Annotated in this window: 21 protein-coding genes and 1 pseudogene; 8 read left to right on the forward strand and 14 right to left on the reverse strand. The window is 30.9% G+C overall.

What is annotated here, in order from left to right; translation table 11 throughout:
• Positions 1 to 30: 30 nt before the first annotated feature.
• From RMO70_RS14090 to RMO70_RS14120, 7 genes and pseudogenes are all read right to left on the reverse strand, one after another.
• Positions 31 to 2331, reverse strand: a complete 2301-nt coding sequence (locus RMO70_RS14090; RefSeq protein ID WP_310557078.1) for a choice-of-anchor L domain-containing protein — start codon at positions 2329 to 2331, stop codon at positions 31 to 33.
• 14 nt (positions 2332 to 2345) lie between these two features.
• The gene (locus RMO70_RS14095) at positions 2346 to 3182 is read right to left on the reverse strand and encodes an ABC transporter permease (RefSeq protein WP_310557079.1); all 837 of its coding nucleotides are present in this window, start codon (positions 3180 to 3182) and stop codon (positions 2346 to 2348) included.
• A 58-nt stretch (positions 3183 to 3240) separates the two neighbouring features.
• Entirely contained in the window at positions 3241 to 4137 is an 897-nt protein-coding gene (locus RMO70_RS14100; RefSeq protein WP_310557080.1) for an ABC transporter ATP-binding protein, read from the reverse strand.
• A 63-nt stretch (positions 4138 to 4200) separates the two neighbouring features.
• Complete coding sequence (locus tag RMO70_RS14105) at positions 4201 to 5889, reverse strand: hypothetical protein (RefSeq protein ID WP_310557081.1); 1689 nt, start codon at positions 5887 to 5889, stop codon at positions 4201 to 4203.
• A gap of 106 nt (positions 5890 to 5995) precedes the next feature.
• A complete protein-coding gene (locus RMO70_RS14110; RefSeq protein ID WP_310557082.1) occupies positions 5996 to 7054 on the reverse strand; it encodes a nucleoid-associated protein in 1059 nt (352 codons plus the stop codon).
• A 53-nt stretch (positions 7055 to 7107) separates the two neighbouring features.
• Positions 7108 to 7467 (reverse strand): annotated as a pseudogene (locus RMO70_RS14115) (four helix bundle protein).
• 58 nt (positions 7468 to 7525) lie between these two features.
• Positions 7526 to 8065, reverse strand: coding sequence for an IS1096 element passenger TnpR family protein (locus RMO70_RS14120; protein WP_310557083.1), 540 nt, complete (start codon positions 8063 to 8065; stop codon positions 7526 to 7528).
• Between the two features lie 240 nt (positions 8066 to 8305).
• Here RMO70_RS14120 and RMO70_RS14125 point away from each other — a divergent pair, with 240 nt between their 5' ends.
• From RMO70_RS14125 to RMO70_RS14160, 8 genes are all read left to right on the forward strand, one after another.
• Positions 8306 to 9298: a hypothetical protein gene (locus tag RMO70_RS14125; protein ID WP_310557084.1), complete on the forward strand. Its 993-nt coding sequence runs from the start codon at positions 8306 to 8308 to the stop codon at positions 9296 to 9298.
• A 135-nt stretch (positions 9299 to 9433) separates the two neighbouring features.
• The gene (locus RMO70_RS14130) at positions 9434 to 11587 is read left to right on the forward strand and encodes a TonB-dependent receptor (RefSeq protein WP_310557085.1); all 2154 of its coding nucleotides are present in this window, start codon (positions 9434 to 9436) and stop codon (positions 11585 to 11587) included.
• A gap of 134 nt (positions 11588 to 11721) precedes the next feature.
• Positions 11722 to 12342 carry a hypothetical protein gene (locus tag RMO70_RS14135; protein WP_310557086.1) on the forward strand — a complete coding sequence of 207 codons (621 nt, stop codon included), beginning with the start codon at positions 11722 to 11724 and terminating at the stop codon, positions 12340 to 12342.
• A 78-nt stretch (positions 12343 to 12420) separates the two neighbouring features.
• Positions 12421 to 13761, forward strand: a complete 1341-nt coding sequence (locus tag RMO70_RS14140) for a 2TM domain-containing protein (protein ID WP_310557087.1) — start codon at positions 12421 to 12423, stop codon at positions 13759 to 13761.
• On the forward strand, positions 13761 to 14084 hold the full coding sequence (locus RMO70_RS14145) for a 2TM domain-containing protein (RefSeq protein ID WP_310557088.1): 324 nt from the start codon (positions 13761 to 13763) through the stop codon (positions 14082 to 14084). Before RMO70_RS14140 ends, RMO70_RS14145 begins: the two co-directional genes overlap by 1 nt.
• A gap of 20 nt (positions 14085 to 14104) precedes the next feature.
• Positions 14105 to 14413 carry a 2TM domain-containing protein gene (locus RMO70_RS14150; protein ID WP_310557089.1) on the forward strand — a complete coding sequence of 103 codons (309 nt, stop codon included), beginning with the start codon at positions 14105 to 14107 and terminating at the stop codon, positions 14411 to 14413.
• A 2-nt stretch (positions 14414 to 14415) separates the two neighbouring features.
• The gene (locus RMO70_RS14155; protein WP_310557090.1) at positions 14416 to 14730 is read left to right on the forward strand and encodes a 2TM domain-containing protein; all 315 of its coding nucleotides are present in this window, start codon (positions 14416 to 14418) and stop codon (positions 14728 to 14730) included.
• Positions 14731 to 14816: 86 nt separating this feature from the next.
• A complete protein-coding gene (locus RMO70_RS14160; RefSeq protein ID WP_310557091.1) occupies positions 14817 to 15575 on the forward strand; it encodes a LytTR family DNA-binding domain-containing protein in 759 nt (252 codons plus the stop codon).
• Positions 15576 to 15669: 94 nt separating this feature from the next.
• Here the strand turns inward: RMO70_RS14160 and RMO70_RS14165 are convergent, their stop codons facing one another.
• From RMO70_RS14165 to RMO70_RS14195, 7 genes are all read right to left on the reverse strand, one after another.
• A complete protein-coding gene (locus RMO70_RS14165; protein ID WP_310557092.1) occupies positions 15670 to 16443 on the reverse strand; it encodes a CDP-alcohol phosphatidyltransferase family protein in 774 nt (257 codons plus the stop codon).
• A 61-nt stretch (positions 16444 to 16504) separates the two neighbouring features.
• Entirely contained in the window at positions 16505 to 17521 is a 1017-nt protein-coding gene (locus tag RMO70_RS14170) for a COX15/CtaA family protein (protein ID WP_310557093.1), read from the reverse strand.
• Position 17522: 1 nt separating this feature from the next.
• Positions 17523 to 17819, reverse strand: a complete 297-nt coding sequence (locus RMO70_RS14175) for a type II toxin-antitoxin system RelE/ParE family toxin (protein WP_310557094.1) — start codon at positions 17817 to 17819, stop codon at positions 17523 to 17525.
• Entirely contained in the window at positions 17804 to 18103 is a 300-nt protein-coding gene (locus tag RMO70_RS14180) for a hypothetical protein (protein WP_310557095.1), read from the reverse strand. Before RMO70_RS14180 ends, RMO70_RS14175 begins: the two co-directional genes overlap by 16 nt.
• 56 nt (positions 18104 to 18159) lie before the next feature.
• A complete protein-coding gene (locus RMO70_RS14185) occupies positions 18160 to 19587 on the reverse strand; it encodes an HD domain-containing protein (RefSeq protein ID WP_310557096.1) in 1428 nt (475 codons plus the stop codon).
• Between the two features lie 147 nt (positions 19588 to 19734).
• A complete protein-coding gene (locus RMO70_RS14190; protein ID WP_310557097.1) occupies positions 19735 to 20031 on the reverse strand; it encodes a GxxExxY protein in 297 nt (98 codons plus the stop codon).
• 56 nt (positions 20032 to 20087) lie between these two features.
• On the reverse strand, positions 20088 to 20660 hold the full coding sequence (locus RMO70_RS14195; protein ID WP_310557098.1) for an L-threonylcarbamoyladenylate synthase: 573 nt from the start codon (positions 20658 to 20660) through the stop codon (positions 20088 to 20090).

Below are 20660 nucleotides of genomic sequence, written 5' to 3' on the forward strand. Positions count from 1 at the left end.
AAGTTTATATAAAAATCCAAATTTAGTTAATTATCTTTTAAGACTAAAGTGATTTCTTACGACATTACTGTTAAAAAGTGTTAAAGTAAACCAATAATCGCCAGAAGGAAGGTTTTGTCCGTTGTATCTACCATCCCAACCAGCAGAATTTGAATCAAATTGTTTGAGTAGTTTTCCAAAACGATCAAAAATTGTAAAAGTTGATTTTCCTTTAGTTTGGATGTTTTTTATCTCCCAAGTATCATTTATTCCATCTCCATTTGGTGTGAAAAATTTCGGATAATCTAGTACATAAACTTTTTTGGATGGCGTTGGTAAACATCCGTTCTTGTCTTTTACATAAATAGTGTATTCATCTGACGAAAGATTTGTAAAGCTAGGATTTTCTTGATAATTAATTCCATCTATCGAAAATTCATAATCACCTCCATTGTCAGTATAGGTAATAATTAGTGAATTGTTTTGTCCTGTGAAATCTTCCGTAACAGCATCAATATTTGTTGCTGCTGCTGATTCTACAACTATAAATTTCTTTTTTGCAGAGCAGTTTTTTACATTAGTAACTTCAATTGTATATTCTCCAGCTGTATCAACTTCTAGTTCAGAATCAAAATCATTGTTTCCTAACCAATTGTATGTTAAGAAGGTATTGGAAACATTTAATTTAATGGAGTTTCCATTGCATAACGTTTTTGTTTCGTCTTCAAAACCTGATGGGTTAAATGTGTTGACAACTAAATTTATTGGAGTTATTCCGTAACAATCGGGACCATTTACAATTCTCGCATAAATGGTTTGGTTATTACTCATTGTATTTTTGTAAGGACTTACCAATACATTTTGTTGGTTTATTGCGTTTGTTTCTGAAAGATAATATTCCACTACCAATCCAAGTGGTATTCCTGTGAGTTGTATAGTTAAAATAAAGTCTGCTTTTCCGTCAAATGTTCCGTCTTGGTCACAAACTTCAAGATCGTTTGGAGTTGGAATAGGATTGTTGGCTATTTGCAAAGTTACAATAGCAGTACTAGTGCACAGAAATGCATTAGCCACTTTTGCATAAATAGTTTGAGTGTTTGCAGTTGTGTTTTGATAGCTTGTAGGATTTGAAATGGCAGATCCTGTTAGCGATTCATAATAGACTACATTTCTTAAAGTAGTATCGTTATTACGAATTAGGTTGTCTAGTTTTGTTAGGTTAAATACGGATATTCCATCAGCATTATCATCACACTGAACTAAAGTTGAATTTACTAAAATGGGTAACGAAGCAAATTGTATTTTAATTTCTCCTTCAGATACACAGGTGGTAGTTCCTAAAGTAACTTCTACCGAATAAGTGATTACATTCGGGTTGGTATTATCTGTAATGGAATAAGTTGGGTTGCTTCCGTTAGCTACCTCTACACCATCTTTCAACCATCGGTAATTGTTTGTGCCACTTAATGTTGCATCAAGCGTTACCATTTCTCCTGAGCAATATGGATTATTGTTGGTTGTCAATCGGTCTTGACCTAAATCTGTTATGCTCTTAAAACTTCCGCTTTTTAAAAAAATTGCTGAATCGTACAAATTGTTTCCTTGATCTGCAATTACTAATTTTATATGATACAAAGTACCAGGAACTACATCTGCACTGGCCTTCATTGGAATGGTTTGGCCGTTAAAATTTGTTGGGTGATTCGAGGTGTTAAATGCGTCGAAATAAGCTTCATTTGCCGCTGGACAAATTGCTCCAGAACCTCTAACCGTATTTACTTTTACAGGAATTGTTGTCCCTGGTACTAATGCAAGATTTTGGTAAGCTCCACTACTTGTAGCTTCTCGTAACAAAAATGCGAAGCCATCAGTAAAATTGCATTGATTTGAAGATGGGCTTGTTAAATATTGTTCTGATGAAAAAATATAATCAAAACTAATCTTATTTGTTAGTGGGACAAAATCAAATTCTAAAACTGTTGCATTGATGGAACTCGAAATTCCTAAGGCTTGTTCTAAATCGCTATCGCCAGACCAAGAAGTAGCTCCTTCGCTTAGTAATGAATCGTTTGGACCGGTTGCTGAAACTGCTTTTCCAGTACTTAAAACTATACCTGATAAAAATGGAAATGCAGTTCCGGTGCCAGAAAAAATCCCAAAACTTTGTTGTACGCCAAAACTTCCGCCAGTAACAGAAAAATTAGAAACTACAGCACAACTGCTATTTACAAGATAGTTTTCTACTAAATCTTGGGCAGGAATATTATCAGTAATTTGAATATATTGTGCAAATGAATTTGCCGAAAAAAAACAAGCAAAACTCAAAAGAAGAAGTTGTAATCTTAATTTCATATTTTGCAAATATACTACAAATCTCGTTTTTTTAGAATTTTATACGATAAGAACATAAAAAGAGCTGTCCAAGCCAAAACGATTGCTATAGATGAAAAATGAACACTATAATCTTTAATATCATTCACTCCAATTTGAGTACTAATCGTTTTTACAACAGACAATCTTGAAAAAGGTTCAACTATTAAACTCGACATAGCTTCTAGAGGTAAAAACTGTGTTATTTTGCCAGCCATAACGTTATCTGGAAATATTTTGAAATGTAATAATCCAGAAATTATTCCTTCAGCAATATTCCAAACAAATAAAAATCCTATGGCAAAAGCGGAACGTTTTACAAAAATACCTAAGAACAAGCAGAAGGAGAAAAATCCAACTAATTTCACGAAAAAAGCCATAAGATACTCTAAATCAGAAAATACGATTCCAAATTCAGTGTAAGACGAGAAGCTGTATCCCAAAATTAAACTCATTATAAAAACAAAAACGGTCGAACAAAATGCAAATAAAACAACCGTTAAAAACTTAGAAAGAATAAATTCTTGTTTGCTCATTCCATCAATAAGATTCTGTTTTAATGTGCCATAGCTATATTCATTTGCCATCATTGAAACAATAACAATCGCTAAAAAGAACTTCAAAATAGCTGCGAAATAGGTGTTGAAATGCCATATATAAGGAAAATTAAAGATTCCCATCTCGGCTAAATCTAATTTAAAAAAACCAATATCAAATTTGATGGATGCAATTAATGCGATAAATGAGAGCAATACAAAGTAAGTAACTGTTAGCACACGACTGGCTTTGTTTTTCCAGATTTTTTGTAATTCTATAGAGAGTAATCTTTTCATTCGATGATTTTTATTTTTTATTTTTTTGATATTGCCATTGCCATTGCCATTGAAATTGCTATTGACTTGTCAATTCCAAAAATTGTTCTTCTAAACTGTGTTTGCGTTTTACCAAATGTTGTAATGAAATATTGTTTTCAAATAAATAGGTATTCAAATCCGATGGTTCGAGAGAGCTTTTTAGATAAACAAACAGTTTTCCATCTTCGTCCACTATTTTTTCGATTGAATTATGCAGTTTTAAAACCGATTTTAATTTCTCCATATCTTCCGATTTCAGTTCAAAAAAACCTTCCTTATTACTCATTTCATCCACTTTTCCGGAATACAGCATTTCGCCTTTGCGCAAAACCAAAACGTGGGTGCATACTTTTTCGACTTCGTCCAATAAATGGGAGGCCAACAAAATAGTAGTTCCTTGTGAAGCAATGAGTTTTATGATATCCCGAATTTGGTGGATTCCTTGTGGATCTAAACCATTTGTAGGTTCGTCAAGAATTAATATTTCGGGATCGTTCAAAAGGGCAGAAGCTATAGCCAAACGCTGTTTCATTCCTAACGAAAAAGTACTAAACTTACTGTCTTTTCTTTCTGTTAATCCTACTAAATCTAGTTTTTCATCAACTTTTAGGAAATTGATTCCTTTTATTTTACAAACCAATTCCAAGTTTTCTTTGGCAGTCATATATGGATAAAAGTTTGGACGTTCAATAATAGCTCCAACTTTTTTTAAGGCTTCGTGTGTTTGTATTTTACCACCAAACCAGCTGTATTCTCCAGAAGTTTTGTTCACTACATTAAGAACAATTCCTAATGTGGTGGATTTACCAGAGCCATTTGGACCTAGAATTCCATAAACATTTCCTTTTTTGATTTCTAACGATAGGTTTTTTACAGCGTGAACATATTTATTGTAAATTTTGTTGAGGTTGGTGATGGTAAGAATGGTTTCCAAAATTGTTCGTTTTTTGATTGATATATACTAGGACGAGTTAAAAGTTGTTTTGTTACAGTACTTTCAATTATTTACATTAAGAATCCAGTAATCATCAAAAAAAGTATTGTTTAAATTTGAATTATAGCTTGATGTAATTTCTTCCAAGCTATCAGAATATTTGAGATAAACATAAAAATAATTATTTTCAGGATTTATAAAATAATTAGAAATCATATTTCTTTTTTTTAAAAAATTTCTATAAAGCAGGTTGTTATTTGAAATCGAAAATACATTGGCTACAAGATAATATCCAGAACTAACATCAGATTTTATAGTTATTTCTATAATGTCTATTGGTTTTCTTGAAGTGTTTTCCTTTTTTTCTTTAACTTCTAAAAAAGTATTTATCTCTTGATTTTCATTTTTTTCTTCCCAAGAATCAATACTTGCGGTATAAATTGTTTTTACAGTTGTTTTAATCCCTTTTATAGTGTTTTTCGTTGATTTTTGTTCTTCAATCACAATAGGTTTTGAGCTTTCAATCGCAGCCTCTTTTTTCATTTCCTCCATAAAGAGCGCCTTTTTTTCGTCCCTATTTTTTTTGTTTTCAGTAACAACTAATTTACTTTTAATGTCTTCAATAAATTTTTCTTTTTTGTTCTTTTTATAAAATTCTTCTTCGACATCAATCACAAAACCAGCTGAAAACAAATAAAATTTATCTCCTACAGAAGCAATTTTTAAACTAGTTTGTATGGCCTGAGTCGGTATTATTGTGTTTTTAGTATTATTTAACGATAGTAATAACGCATCAAATCCAAGAGTATTTAATGAAGCAGGATTTCTATCAAGAAAAGGCTCGTTTTCTATCGTAATTTGGCTATTGAAGAAGTTTTGTTCCAAACGATTTTTTGATGAAAGATTAAAATATCGTTGTTTTAATTCATTTTTTATTCTAATGTTGTCACCATCAATTTTTGTATCTCCTTCAAGAGCAGCCATAACAATTTTGCCACTTATATCTCCCGATTTTGGGGTTTGGAAATTTAAAAAATTAATTTCAATAGGTTTATTGTAAACATAAGCAAATCCATCGTATAGGGAAATGTATTTTGCAGGAATAGTTTCGTCTTGATATACAAAATACAATACCCATCCACCTGAGACACCACCTTCGATAGAGCCTTCCGTAGCTCTTATATTAGCCACAATATATTCGCCATTTGGATTAGATTGGACTAGTTTTGTAATGTCTGAAAAGCAAGTATAGGGTGCGTTAGCAGTATAATTTTTTTTACCAAAACCATCAAAAATCACATCGCCTTTTATTGTAGTATAGCTTTGTGAACCTGGTGTTTTAATTTTAATTTCATTAAAATTTGATTCTCTTTGACCGCTTCCAGTAAAAACCTCTTTTTCTTTGTTTCCTATTGGATATTTGTAGGTGGCCGACCAATATAAACCTGCAAAAAGAACTTCTCTTTTATTATTTTGTGATTTGTAGGTAGCACTACTTGACGAAAAAGTTGATTTGTCATCATCAATATCGATATATGACATTTTAAACTCATCATTTAGTTTTGACTTCTCGTCTAGTTTGTTATAGGATTCGTTGGTATTGCCTTTCTCATTTCGATTTACAATAGTATTCGCTATGAAAGTCAAATCTCCTTTAATGTAGTCTTGATATCTTATTTTAAAAGGCACTTCTTCTTGTGAAAAAATACAATTACAAATTAAAAATAGCAATAATGATAGTTGTAGTTTCATTTGAGATTTTTTGGAACTAACAAATTTAGTATTTTTAGTACATATAATGAAAAAATCCTCCATTAGTTTACAATGGAGGATTTAAGTATATTTATAAGATAAAGAATTATGATTTTTCTTCTTTATTGAAATAAACCAAATAATAGTACATCTGTTTTTCTTCGTCCCAGCCTTTTTCTACATATTTTTCGGCACTTTCAGGGTTTATAAAATCGAGTTTTATTTGAATGTGAGTGTCTAGATTAATTACATTTTTGATGCTTCGTCTAGCATCTGAAACAGCAGCATTTGCAATAGGAAAGCTGGTTAAATCTTCAATACTGTATTTTTCGCCTTTGTCTACTTTATAACTTTTGAATTCTGAAATCAAATCTGGATTGTCTAAAACTTCATTCAAGAAATTGCTTTCTTCAAATTCATCATTTTTAGCAAAATAATTGACAGAGCGATTCATAAACATTACTTCTTCCTTTTTGTCTTCGGCTGGAAGCACAACTTCTTTAGCAAAATCTTGACAGAATTTCAAGTATTTTTTAGTTTTAAAATTTTCATCTTGAAACGCATCTACTGAAAGGAAATGCTCTAACCAGTATCTCGCATCGTAACGATTACTATCTACTGTTAGAATCTTATATCCTTCTTCTTTTTTGTAATTAAAAATCAAACATCCTTTGTCTAGTTTGTTCAAATTGATACCTTGTTGCAATATCATTTCAAGGGTTGTTCCGTTTTCTTCAAACTGAAGGAAATCGGCTTTCAGCTCACTTTTAAATATTCCAATGGCATCCACAACATTATTATCGATAGAAATATTGGTTAAATGTGTCACATAAACCTCTCCATTTTTGATATGTGGATGATTGGATTGTTCAAACAAATGTTTTGTAATATTTTTTGAGATATCGTGTGTCTTGCTCGGATTGTCAAAAATTTCAGAAGCAAATTTGAACATATCGTTGTATTCTAAATCCACATCATGTGCAAATTGAAAATAGTTTTCTTCCTTGTCGCGAAATGGTTTTAAGAAAAATTCTTTGATAAGTGGTACAATCTCATCGTTTAACGAAAAAGTTTGTTCGGATAAGAATAATTCTTCATTTCGGCTTTTGTTTCCAACTCGATGAATTGATAAACTCTCAATGTGAGTGTTGAATAGGTTGATCATTGTTTTTTAAAGTTGCTAAGGTTCAAAGACGCAAAGGTTCAGAGAAAAAGTAATTAAATTATTTCCTTTATTTTTCTGATGAAAGAACTTAACATTCTTTCAATTTCTTTACTTTCTTCGTTTACTTTATTAAATTGTATTTCGTTAATATATTTTAAATTGTATGCAATTTCTAATTGTGTTTGCATTTCGAAAAGTGAACTGATTCCTATTGTTTAGGAATTTTAAATAATCTTTATTTCCGTCTCTTCCATAACCATCGGAAATGTTGCTGGGATTGAAATTGCACTTCTTCTTGTTTGTAATGTTAATCCGTAAATTTCTTCTTTAGGGAATAAATTTGTTAATTGGTACACTTCAGTTACTAAAGTCATTGATTTTTGCCAAATAAGTAAATCTATAAATGTAGCCATTTATAATTTTTTAAAACTTTGAACCTTTGTTTCGCTCACCTTTGAACCTGAAAAAGAATTAATTCCAATTCTCTTCAAAACCATAATCCTCATAGCCTTCTTCACCGCCAAACATATCTAAATCGTCTTCATCAAGATCGTCTTCAAACTCATTGTAGCTTTCTTGGTCTTCGTCCGCCATAAAGTTTTTTTCGCCAGATTCTTCAGGCATAATACCGTGTGTGAACAAAGTTTCGGGATAAATCGCACCAGCCACAACATCTTCTACAGCAGCTAGTTCAACTAAGAATGTCCACATATTAATAAAATCATAGACATAAATAATCTTCGTATTTTCAGTATCCAATATATCAGAAAGCACATAATCACTCATCACACGTTGTTCACCAGGAATATCTCCAACATCAAACATAGGGATTTCGTCTTCCTGATTCCACGTATCGTCACAAGTGTAAAACGAGGCTACTTCAAGACCATCAAAATCAAAAGATTGCACGATAGCATTGTGCAAATCTTCGAGAGTGTCGTTCGAAAGTATTGCAATATCTCTAAAAATATCTTCCTCGTTGTCAAGAATTACCCTGAATTTATAAACCATAATCGTAATTATTTGTAAAGCCTCAAAGGTAAAATATAAATTATGAAATACGAATTTAGAATTGTGATTTGTTGATAAGATTTTTTTGGAGCTAATATGGTGCTAAATTTCAAGGTTTTTTTATCTATTTGTGTTTTACGATGACAAAAAAGAAGCTTCTTGAAGTGGCTATTGAAATTTTAAAAAAATATCATTAGTTAAAAAAAAAATAGTATTTTTAATCATTAAATATTTAAAACTATGAAACGAATACTATTATTATGTTTATTTTTTGTTTTTTCAAACAGCAATTTTGCTCAAGAATCAAAAAAAGCAACAAAACCAAAAAAAGAAGTAAAAGAAAAGGTAGAAGAAACAGCTGAAGTAAAATCTCAAGAAAAAGTTGAAGCAAATCCTGAGCAAAAAGTCAATGTAGAGGCAGAAGTTGTTTCAGAGGAGAAGGTGCAAGCAAAAACGGAAGCTTCTCCAGAAATTATTGTTGAAAAAACTACTGAAACAATAGTTGTAAAGGAAGAAGCTGTTAAGTCTAAACGAAACTCAAACAAAGAAGTAAAATCGGAAGCTGAAATAGTAAAAGAAAAAGAGGAAAAAGACAGACAAAAAGCACTTTCAGAAGAAGCAAAAAACAGCATAAAAACAAAGAAAGCTGAAGAAAAAGCCATGCTTAAAGCCGCAAATGTTGCTAAGAATAAAGAAAAAGAGGCGAAACGAGAAGCAAAAATAAAGGAAGAAAAGGCAACGATAAAGGCTGAAAAGGATGCTCAACGAGCAGATAGTAAAGTGAAAGCTGAAGCAGAGAAAGCCAAAGCTGAAGCTGAAAAAGCCAAAGCTGAAGCAGAAAAAGCTAAAGCTGAAGTTGAAAAAGTTAAAGCAGAAACGGAAAGATTAAAAGCCGAAGTCGAAAAAGCTAAATTTGATGCAAAAAATGCGAAAGATAAAAAAATAGCCGAAGAAGCCGATTTGTCTAAAAAAGAGGCAAAAGCGAAAGAGGTTGCTGCTGAAAAGGCTAAAGAAGAAAAAATAAAGGAATCTGAAAAATCTAAAAAAGAGTCTAAGTCTAAGAAAGAAGAAGAATCTTCAAAAGATAAGAAAGATAATAAATCTAAAAAAGTAGTTGAAGGTAAAGTAAAAGATAAGGAAGTGTCTAAAACAGATAAAACTAAAAAAACGGATAAAAATAAAAGGGAAGAAAAGCAAACTGCAACTCCTAAAAAGGTAAAACAGGCAAAGTAATTACAAAAATACCCTTATAGATTTAGCTTCGGATAGTGACAAAAAACAGTTCATCCTCAAAAATCTACAATTGAGTAAACATAAATTTTATTTTTTTTGTTCTTGATACAACTTTGCTGCATCAAAAACAAAATTATGAAATTACTATTTACATTCGCAGTTTTAATTTTAACTCTTTCGGGATTCTCACAAACAACCATTTCAGGAAAAGTTATTGATAAAAAAAATCTGCCAATTCCTGGAGCCAATGTTTTTTTGGATGGGACTTATGATGGAGCAACTGCTTCCGAAACTGGCGATTTTAGTTTCACTACTTCTGCCACGGGAAATCAAATATTGGTAATAAGTTCGCTCACCTTCGAAACCTTAAATATCACAATTTCTGTTGAAAGTTACCAAGGTCAAACTATTATTCTTAGAGAAAGCGTTAATACTCTTGATGCTGTGACCATTACTGCAGGAACCTATGAATCTGGAGATAAAGCTCGTGTTTCGGTATTAAAACCATTGGATATTGTAACCACTGCTGGATCTGCAGGCGATATTGTAGGGGCGTTACAAACTTTGCCAGGTACTCAAACGGTTGGCGAAAGTGGACGCCTTTTTGTGCGTGGTGGCGAAGCTGACGAAACCCAAACTTTTGTCGATGGTATTCGTGTAGCACAACCTTATGGTGCCACAACACAAAATTTACCAACTAGAGGACGATTTTCGCCATTCCTTTTTAGTGGAATTTCGTTTTCAACTGGTGGATATTCTGCAGAATATGGTGATGCTTTATCTAGTGTTTTGTTATTGAATACCCAAAATGAACCCGATCAAAACAAGACCGAAATTTCCCTAATGACAGTGGGTTTGGGTATAGGGAATACGCAAAAATGGAATAAAAGTTCGTTAAGTGTCAATGCTGCTTATATCGATTTGGCTCCGTATCAAGTGGCAGTTCCACAAGCGGTGGATTGGAACAAAGCGTTTCAATCGTTATCAGGAGAAACGGTTTATCGCTATAAATTCAATTCAGGTATGTTGAAAGCTTACGTTGCTTTTGATGCTTCTCGTTTTGATTTAAATCAGGAAAATATCAATCAAATTGCTAAAACAAGAATCAATTTAAACAACAATAACTTATATGCAAACACCTCTTACAAAGGGAAATTTGGAAATAACTGGGAGGTTTTTGCAGGATTGAGTTTTGGGTATAGCCAAAATAAAATTGATATTGATTTAGACAAACTGACTAATAATGAAAGTGCTTCGCATTTGAAACTTAAATTTAAAAAATCAATTTCCGATAGAGTAAAATTGTCTTTTGGAGGCGATTATTTTACAACAAAATTTGATGAAAATTTTACAGAAAGCATCGGAAATAAATCTTCTAACGACTATCAGTCGAACGTAGGTGCTGTTTATACAGAAGCTGATATTTTCTTTTCTAAAAACTTGGCTCTAAAAGCTGGCTTTAGAATGTCTAATAACGATTTATTGAAAGAAACTACAATTTCTCCAAGAATTTCTATGGGATATAAATTAGCAAATAATAACCAATTGTCTATTGCTTATGGCGATTTTAATCAAGCTCCAAAACAAGATTTTTTGAAATATACAAGCAATTTGAATAGTGAAAATGCCTCTCATTATATCTTGAATTACCAGTTTAATAAGGACAAACAAACTTTTAGGGCGGAAACCTATTTAAAACAATATAACGATTTGGTAAAATTTGATACGCAAAATTCCCAATTCAATTCGGTTTTTGACAATTCAGGTTCTGGTTATGCCAAAGGATTGGATTTATTTTGGAGAGATGGTAAGAATGTTAAAAATTTAGAATATTGGATCTCCTATTCATACATAGATACCAAAAGAGATTATAGAAACTTTCCAACCAAAGTAACTCCAAGCTTTGTGGCAGATCATACCCTTTCATTGGTTACTAAATACTGGATTAACGACTGGAAATCGCAAATAGGTTTTACTAACAGTTTTGCCACAGGACGACCATACAACAATCCGAACGAAACCCAATTTATGAACGGAAAAACAAAAGCTTTCAATAATTTAAGCTTCAATTGGGCTTATTTATTGACATCGCAAAAAATTCTTTATTTCTCGGTTTCCAATGTGTTAGGAACTCAAAATGTGTTTGGATACGAATATGCAAACAATCCTGATACGAATGGAATTTATAATAGAAGAGAAATTGTTCCTACAGCTGATCGATTTTTCTTTGTAGGTTTCTTTTGGACAATAAGTAATGATAAAAAAGACAATCAGTTGCAGAATTTATAGAATTTACATTTCATCATCAAAAAACAACAGTTCAGTCACAATCAATTTTAAATCAAGAACAGTCAACTTAAATTTACATCAGAATTAAAAACAACACATTAAAAAATTAGTAACAAATTTAAAAACTAGAAATTATGACAAAATTTATCATCGGAGTAGCATTATTCATTACAACATTAGTAACAGCTCAAGGGCAATTTGAACAAGGAATGGGAAAAGCCTTTGGACTCTGGAAAGAAGGAAAAAGCCAAGAAGCATCAGATATGTTTGAACGAATCGCATCGGCAGAAAAAAATAATTGGTTGCCTAACTATTATGTAGCTTTGGTAAATTCAACATCAGCATTTCAAACACGTGATGGAGAAAAAATCAATCTTTATTTGACCAAAGCACAATCGATTTTAGATATGGAAATGGCAAAAAACCCTAATAATCCTGAACTTCTTGTAATGCAAGCGATGATTCACACAGGTTGGATGGCTTTTGATCCAATGACCTACGGAATGACACTTTCTGGAAAAGTAACTGAACTTTACGCCAAAGCCGAAGCGATTGCACCAGAAAATCCAAGAGTTGTATTTTGTAAAGCAGAATTTGGTATTGGTGGTGCACAATGGACAGGAGCTGATGTAAAACAATTATGTAAAGATGTGGAACGTTCTATCGGACTTTTTGCTACTTTTAAACCTGAAAATACTTTTTCACCAAAATGGGGATTGGATAGAGCGAATGAAGCGTTGAAAAATTGTAAATAAGAGAATATAGTTGAATAGTAAGAAAAAACAGTTAAAGTATTACAATTTAGGACTCTTTTTTAAAAATAATCTAAAAAAATGAAAACCAAACGATTTTTAAAAGAATTGCCAAGAGCCATATTTATTGGATTGTCCATTTTTTGTGTACTAACTTTAATTAATTTTTTTAATGGTCAAGTAATTGCTTTTGATAATCATTTAAAAACAATGTTTTTGTACACTATTTTGTATAGTTTTACTTTACATATGGCTAATATGTTTTTATTTGTAAAATTAGATACCATTTTTAAAGAGGAAAGATTTTCTAAGAAAAGAATTATTGTAGGTTTTGTATCGTCTTTTATATTATCCACATTTGTAATTTTTTTATTGCGCATATTTATAATTGTAATAATTGAAAATAAACCTTGGGATTTATTTTTGAAAGATGAAAACCCATCTGATTATATATTATCAACAGTATTAACTTTTATAGTTTTGTTAATTATCCATTTTATTTATCTATATAAATGGTATCAAGAAAACAAATTAATTCAACAAAAAGTTATTGCAGGAACAGCTTCTGCCAAGTTCGAGAGTTTGAAAAACCAGATAGATCCTCATTTTCTGTTTAATAGTTTGAATGTTTTGAGTTCTTTGATAGAAGAAAATCCAGAAAACGCCCAACGATTCACCACTTCATTATCTAAAATATATCGCTATGTTTTAGAACAAAAAGACAAAGAATTGGTAACCGTTGAAGAGGAACTAGCTTTTGCAAAAACGTATATGAATTTGCTAAAGATGCGATTTGAAAACAGTATTTCGTATGATTTGCCTGAAGGCTTTGATAATTTGGAAGCTAAAGTTGTACCACTTTCGTTACAACTGTTATTGGAAAATACGATTAAGCACAATGTGGTTTCGGAACAAAAACCATTGCATATCAAAATTTACATCGAAAATAATTATTTGATAATAGAAAATAATCTTCAAAAGAAAGAAGTTTTGCAAGACAGAGTTGGTGTCGGTTTACAAAATATTGTCAATCGTTATGCACTTATTTCAGAACGAAAAGTTTTAGTAGACCAAAGTGAAACTTTTTTTAAAGTAAAAATTCCAATATTAACCAAACAAGTAGTAATTATGGAAACTAAAAATATTGTAAACGATAATATGGCTTATGTAAGAGCCAAAGAAAGAGTAGAAAAAATCAAAGGATTTTACGGTAATTTGATTTCATATTGTACAGTAATTCCAATTTTGATAATTATAAACTTAAATACCAGCTCTGATTTTCAGTGGTTTTGGTTCCCAATGTTGGGTTGGGGAATGGGCGTTTCATTTCACGCCATTGAAACTTTTGGGTATGGAAAAAATTGGGAAGAGAGAAAAATACAAGAGTTTTTGAATAAGGATAAAACTAAAAAATGGAACTGATGGAAAAAACCAAACAATATCAAAAAGCATTGGAAGAAATTTTAAGAAGGAAAGTAAAGAATCGTAAAGAATACTATATTCATTTCCTAATTTACTTAGTAGTTTTGGCTATTTATGTTGCCAAACATTACTTTAAAATTGAATTTAATTTCCCGCTATTAGAACACATAAATACTAAATTTGTAGTAGTTTGGACATTAATTTTTGCAGGATTCACAATTTCTTTCTTAATAAACGAAAATGTTTTTGGTTCTCATTGGGAACAAAAAAAGATTCAGAAAATAATGGATTCAGAAAACCAAGAAAAAACAACTTGGGAATAACATATTAAAATTCAATTGTAATGGAAACAAATAATAAGGAATACGAAAATTATCAAAAAGCATACAAAAAAGTACAAGATATAAAAGGGTTTTACAGTCATTTAACCTCTTATATAGTTGTAATGTGTGTGGTGGTGTTTGTAAATTTAAAATATACTCCAGACCATTTATGGTTTTTCTATCCAATGTTAGGTTGGGGATTTGGTGTTGCTGGCCACGCAATGAGTGCTTTTAACTATATTCCGTTTTTAGGTAAAGATTGGGAGGAAAAAAAATTGCAACAGTATATTGAAGAAGAAAAAAATAAAGAAAATGTAAATTACAAATAAAAATGGATAATAAAGCACAAGAAGAAATAAAGTATCAAGAAGCTTTGAAAAGAGTTAAAAAAATTAAAGGGTTTTATACTCATTTAGTTGTATATGTGGTTGTTAATATAATGATTGTAATTTTAAATATTCAAGATTTAAAATCAGGTGAAAGCTACTTTCAAAAAGAAAATTTCTTTACCGCTTTCTTCTGGGGAATAGGATTGGCAGCCCATGCGTTATCTACTTTTGCTCCAACATGGTTTTTAGGAAGCAATTGGGAAGAAAAAAAAATCAAGCAATTGATGGAAAAAGAAAAAAATAATAAATGGGAATAAATTAGTAATCAGTAGTCAGTATTCATAACATAGATTACTGTATGCTGTGTACTGAATACTTACTACTGACCACTGAAAACTAAAAAATGACTACAATAATAATAGAAGACGAAAAACCAGCAGCAAGATTACTGCATCGCAAACTCGAAAAATTAAATTTGAAGGTTGATGTGATGTTGCATTCTGTGGAAGAATCTATCGAATGGTTTTCTACAAATCAACACCCTGATTTAATCTTTCTAGACATTCAATTATCCGATGGTTTATCGTTTGAAATTTTTGAAAAAATAACTATAAAATCGGCTGTAATTTTCACCACAGCTTTCGACGAATATGCACTTCGAGCATTCAAATTAAACTCGATAGATTACTTATTAAAACCCATCGACGAAGACGAATTGGAAATTGCAATTTCAAAATTCAAAACTAATTTTCCAAAACGGGAGCCTAACCTTCAATTGGATTTTGAGCAAATCAAAAAAATGTTGCAAAATCCTTTTGAAAAAAATTTCAAAACACGATTTACGGTGAAAATAGGACAACAGTTAAAAGTGATTTTGATTGGTGAAATTGAATGTTTTTTCAGTGAAAATAAAGGCACATATATTCACACTTTTGACAACCGAAACTATTTGATAGATTCCACTTTAGAAGTTTTAGAAAACGAATTAGATGCTAAAAATTTCTTTCGCATAAGCCGAAAATTTATTGTTCCTTTGAGTTCCATAAAAGAGATTTTGATGTATTCTAATTCTCGATTAAAAGTCATTTTGCCTACTTACAAAGATGATGAAGTAGTGGTTTCTCGTGAAAAAGTACAGGAATTTAAAACTTGGATTGGTTAATTATTTTACATAAATTAATTAGTTATATAAAATAATTTAAAATATTGATAAATAATATTTTAAATATTTACTATAGATTTTATCAATGATGCTTTTATGCTTTAAAAAGCACTTTTCGGATACCAATTAATACAAAAATGAATACCGTATAAATGATAAAAAACGGAACAATATATTCAATCAAATTTAGAGGTAACATAACGGCAATTATCAGCAATTGAAAACCTAATCCATAAACGGAAAGCAACGACATAAACCAGTTTGGAAACGTTTTTACTTTGTAAGCATCACGATCTAGAAAGTGAATTATTTTGTCAAAAACGCCATAAACAAGAATGTAAATTTTGAACAAAATATCAACTGATTTTTGGGTTTCTCCAGGCAAAGCTTTTGGCGATTTGTACTCAAAAATTTTACTAGTCGAATCTCCTCCAATTGATTTAGTTCTTAAAATTACATAGTAATAATTGTATAAAGTTCCTTGTAATTGAATGCCAATGAAAGCCAAAATTGTAAACCAAATTGTTGTTTTTGATACGTAACAAATCGTCATAAAAAACATAAAATTTAAAATAATATCGAACACACTATCAAGATATCTACCCGTATAAGAAGGCGTGTTTTTTAGTCTAGCTAGTTCGCCATCAGCTGCATCAATTCCCGATTTTAAAAGGATAAAAAAAGCGGCAAAAAAGTAGTGGTTTTGTAAAATACAACCTATGGCTATCAATCCAGAAATACCAAAAAGTAGTGTGACGTGAATAGGAGTAAAGCGAGTATTTTTTAAGTTATTTGCTAGAAATTTTCCAAAGGGTCTTCCGTAATCTGATAAATCTAAAAATTTATCTTGAGCAGTAAGTTTAGACATTTAAGTTGTGAAACAAAAAATATGTGACAATATAGTCGGGATGCAAATGTAAGATTTTTTTTTAATTTTCAAACTTATTTTCTAATACCAAATAAAATTGGACACCAAAAAGCAACGAGGCAATAACCAAATGAATGGGTTGTGAAGCAAAAGGAAAATCTAAATAGTACATCGCCATTCCGGATAGTACTTCTAAAATGATAAAACCAATTACCCAATTTATTTTTTGAAAACCCAGTGTTAAATTTTTATTTCTAAAAAATAAAAACACATTCAAAGCAAGAATTAATATGGAAAAACTACGATGTACATAGAAGTTTAAAGCAGGATTTTGGAGTACTAACTGCATTTGATTGTATCCTAGTATTTTGACTTGTTCGTCCACAAATTGTCTCACTTGTGTGCCTAAAGCGATTTGAATAAAAGTTAAAATCAATGTTATAACTAATACATTATAGAATGTTTTATCAGTTTTGAAATGGTGTTTTTTGGTGTTAACTTCACGAATAATATACAATAATACACCAACTATTATTAATGCTACCATCATATGAAGCGTTATTTTTACTGGGTTTAGAACTGAATATACCACTCTAGCACCTAACCAACCTTGAAAACCCATCAAAAAGACAGTTAACCACGATAGTAAAGTGATTTTTTTATTGTTTTTCCAAAACCCTAAAGAAAAAATAGCCATTACAAAAACAACTAACCCCGCTAAAGCACCAACCAATCGGTTAATGTATTCAATCCAAGTTTTTGTGGCATCAAATTCGGCGTAATCGTGTTTGGTAAAGGCTTCAAATTGGTTTTGATCGAAAGCAGTACCAGTAGTAAAATCAGCTTTGGCAACGAGTAATTTTTCGTTTACAATAATGACTTGACCTTTTTCAAAATCTCGATTTGGTGACCATAATAATGTGGCTTTTTCTGTTGGCGGAATATAATATCCAAAACATTTTGGCCAATCAGGACAGCCCATTCCTGAGCCCGTCATTCTTACTAATGCTCCTGCAATGATTACTAAATACACTAAAATTAAAGCTGTTTTTACAGCAGGTGTGAAGTATTTTTTCATTTTATTTTAAAGGGAAATTATCAGGGTTCTGTCTTGTGTCCCAAATATCGATAACAACAATCTCTGTTTTAGTTATTTTATAAATTATCTCAAAATGACTTATAATTATAAATTTTATTTCTACTAGAGAAGTAGGCTTTCCAGATTCAGGAAGTTTTGCAACAATTTTTAAATTGTGATTGAAAAGTAAATTTAATCTATTACTATATGCTTTTGATTTATTGTGATTATTCCAATATTCAAAAATATTTTTTCTCGAATTTCTTGCTTCTACAGACCAAATTAATCTTCTAACCATATTTGGATTTCTTTTTGAGCCTCTTCATCAGAAATGCATTCTCCGTTTTTGTATTGTTCCAATGCTAGATTTATTTTTTTTTGTTCTTCTTCAGAAAAGATTCTTACGGTTTCATTAATCAAACTTTCATATTGTATTAGTGGTTCATTTACTAAAGATAGATTTTCATTAGATTTAAAATATTTATTCTCTTTCAATAACGTATTAATGTTTGACAACAAGTCAATATCATTAGTTGCTATAATTTGGGTTATCAAATTTAATTTTAATTCTGAAACAGTCATAACTAAATGTTTTTATAAAATTAATAAAAATAGGTAATATCAACAAACGGTAGAAGTTAAATCTTCTTCAATCCCAATTTCTCAGCTCTTTTCAACACAAAATCATACGCTGCTTCATATTCATTTGGAATTTCACCTTCTAGAATTGCTTCTTTTACAGCTTCTTTCAAAACGCCAATTTCTCGAGATGGTTTCAAATTGAAAATTTCCATAATTTGTTCTCCAGTTATGGGTGGTTGAAAATTTCGGATGGAATCACGCTCTTCCACTTCTATGATTTTTTGACGAACAATTTCAAAATTTTTATGGTACTTCTTGAATTTATTAGGGTTTTTGGTGGTAATATCCGCTTCACACAACGTCATTAAATTCTCAACATCTTCTCCAGCATCAAAAACCAAACGACGTACTGCGGAGTCAGTCACAATGTCCTCAGATAAAACAATAGGTCGAGAACTCATCATTACCATTTTTTGAACAAACTTTAGTTTGTTGTTTAATGGCATGTGCAAACGTTCGAATATTTTTTTTACCATTTTTCCACCCAGAAATTCGTGTCCGTGAAAAGTCCAACCTTGTTTTTTATTAAATCGTTTGGTTGGTGCTTTTCCAATATCGTGCAATAAAGCCGACCAACGAAGCCAAACATCGTCGGTATTTGGACAAATGTTATCGAGGACTTCGAGTGTGTGGTAAAAGTTGTTTTTATGGGTGTGACCTTCTATTTCTTCTACATTGTTCAATGCGGTTAATTCAGGAAGAATAATATTGAGTAAACCAGTTTTGAAAAGCAACAAAAACCCAATGGATGGTTTTTCGGTAGATAATATTTTGTTTAATTCATCAACAATTCTTTCGCCAGAAATTATTTTGATTCTTTCTGCATTTTTGGTAATTGAATTAAAAGAATGGTCTTCGATTGTAAAACCCAATTGGGCAGCAAAACGAATCCCTCGGAGCATTCTTAAAGGATCATCAGAAAATGTAATGTCAGGATCAAGGGGTGTTTTGATGTTTTTATTTTCTAAATCAAAAACCCCATCAAAAGGATCTAGTAATTCACCATAATTGGATTCATTCAATGAAATGGCTAAAGCATTGATAGTAAAATCACGACGGTTTTGATCGTCTTGAAGTGTTCCATTCTCCACGACTGGATTTCGAGATTCAAAATGATAACTTTCTTTTCTAGCGCCAACAAACTCAATATCAATACCTTCAAAATGAAGCATAGCAGTACCATAGGTTTTAAAAACTTGCACTTTTGGTTTTTTGGGAAGTAGTGATGATACTTTTAAAGCGAGTTCAATTCCAGAACCCACAGCCACGATATCGATATCTTTTTTGAAATCTCTTTTTAGAATTAAATCACGTACAAAACCACCAATGACATAACTTTCAAGATGTAATTCTTGAGAAGCCTTGGAGATAATTTCGAAAATTTTATTATTTAAAGATGATTTGTAGTTTGTTTTTGTAGCCACAGATTCACAGATTTTTTATTATTGTTTTTTATCTAATTTCACATATGAATTTCACATAGATGTAATTCTTCAAAATATAATTCGTTTATGTTCTAAGGAAGGCTTATTAAAATTAACTAAAATTGCTAATTTATTATTTGAAACCTTTTAATAATTTAAACATTGTAAATAATGACTGTTACTAAATGAATCACAAGATTTTATTTCTAGAATAATTTTTCCAAAAACTACAAAATCTGCATAAAATTTATGTTTTAAAATAGTTTCTTTATAATTAACCACATATTCTTTTTCTCTTTCAAATGGTATAGTGGCACTATTAAATTCGAATTCTAATGCATCTTTATATACTATTTCAGAAAATCCTTTACCAAGATTTTTATAAACTTCAAATAAAATTCCAATTATTCTATAGGTTTCATCTTCATACAAATATTGAGACATAAATTAAAATCTGTTTAATAATTTTTAAATAAAATCTGTGAATCTGTGGTGAAAAACTATTTACGAATCACTTTTACCTGACTATCACTTGTTAATTTGATTATAGTTGATGGTTTTCCGCCTATTTTCTCGTGGTGCAAATTTACAACATAGTCTACACCTTTTATAATTTCTGGGCTAATATCTTTGAAAGCAATAGGAGTTGGCTCTCCAGAGATATTTGCAGATGTAGAAACGAGTGGTTTCTTCATTCGTTCCAAAAGTTTGAAGCAAAAAGGTTCTTTAACAATTCTGATTCCTAGTGTTTTATCTGTGGCAATCAAGTTTGGTGCTACATTCCTAGGATTGTCTAGAATTAGAGTAGTTGGTTTTTCAGATATGTCCATAATTTGCCATGCCACTTCTGGAATGTCTTTAAAAACATTGTACATCATTTTTTCGCCATTCATTAGGCATATCATACTTTGGGTTTCGGCTCTTTTTTTTAAGGCATAAATTTTAGCAACAGCCTCTGGATTTGTTGCGTCGCAACCTATTCCCCAAACAGTATCAGTTGGATAGAGGATAATTCCACCTTCTTTGATGATTTCGAATGCATTATGAATTTCTTGATTTATATCTTGACTCAT

This window comes from Flavobacterium sp., assembly GCF_031422135.1.
GTDB lineage: Bacteria > Bacteroidota > Bacteroidia > Flavobacteriales > Flavobacteriaceae > Flavobacterium.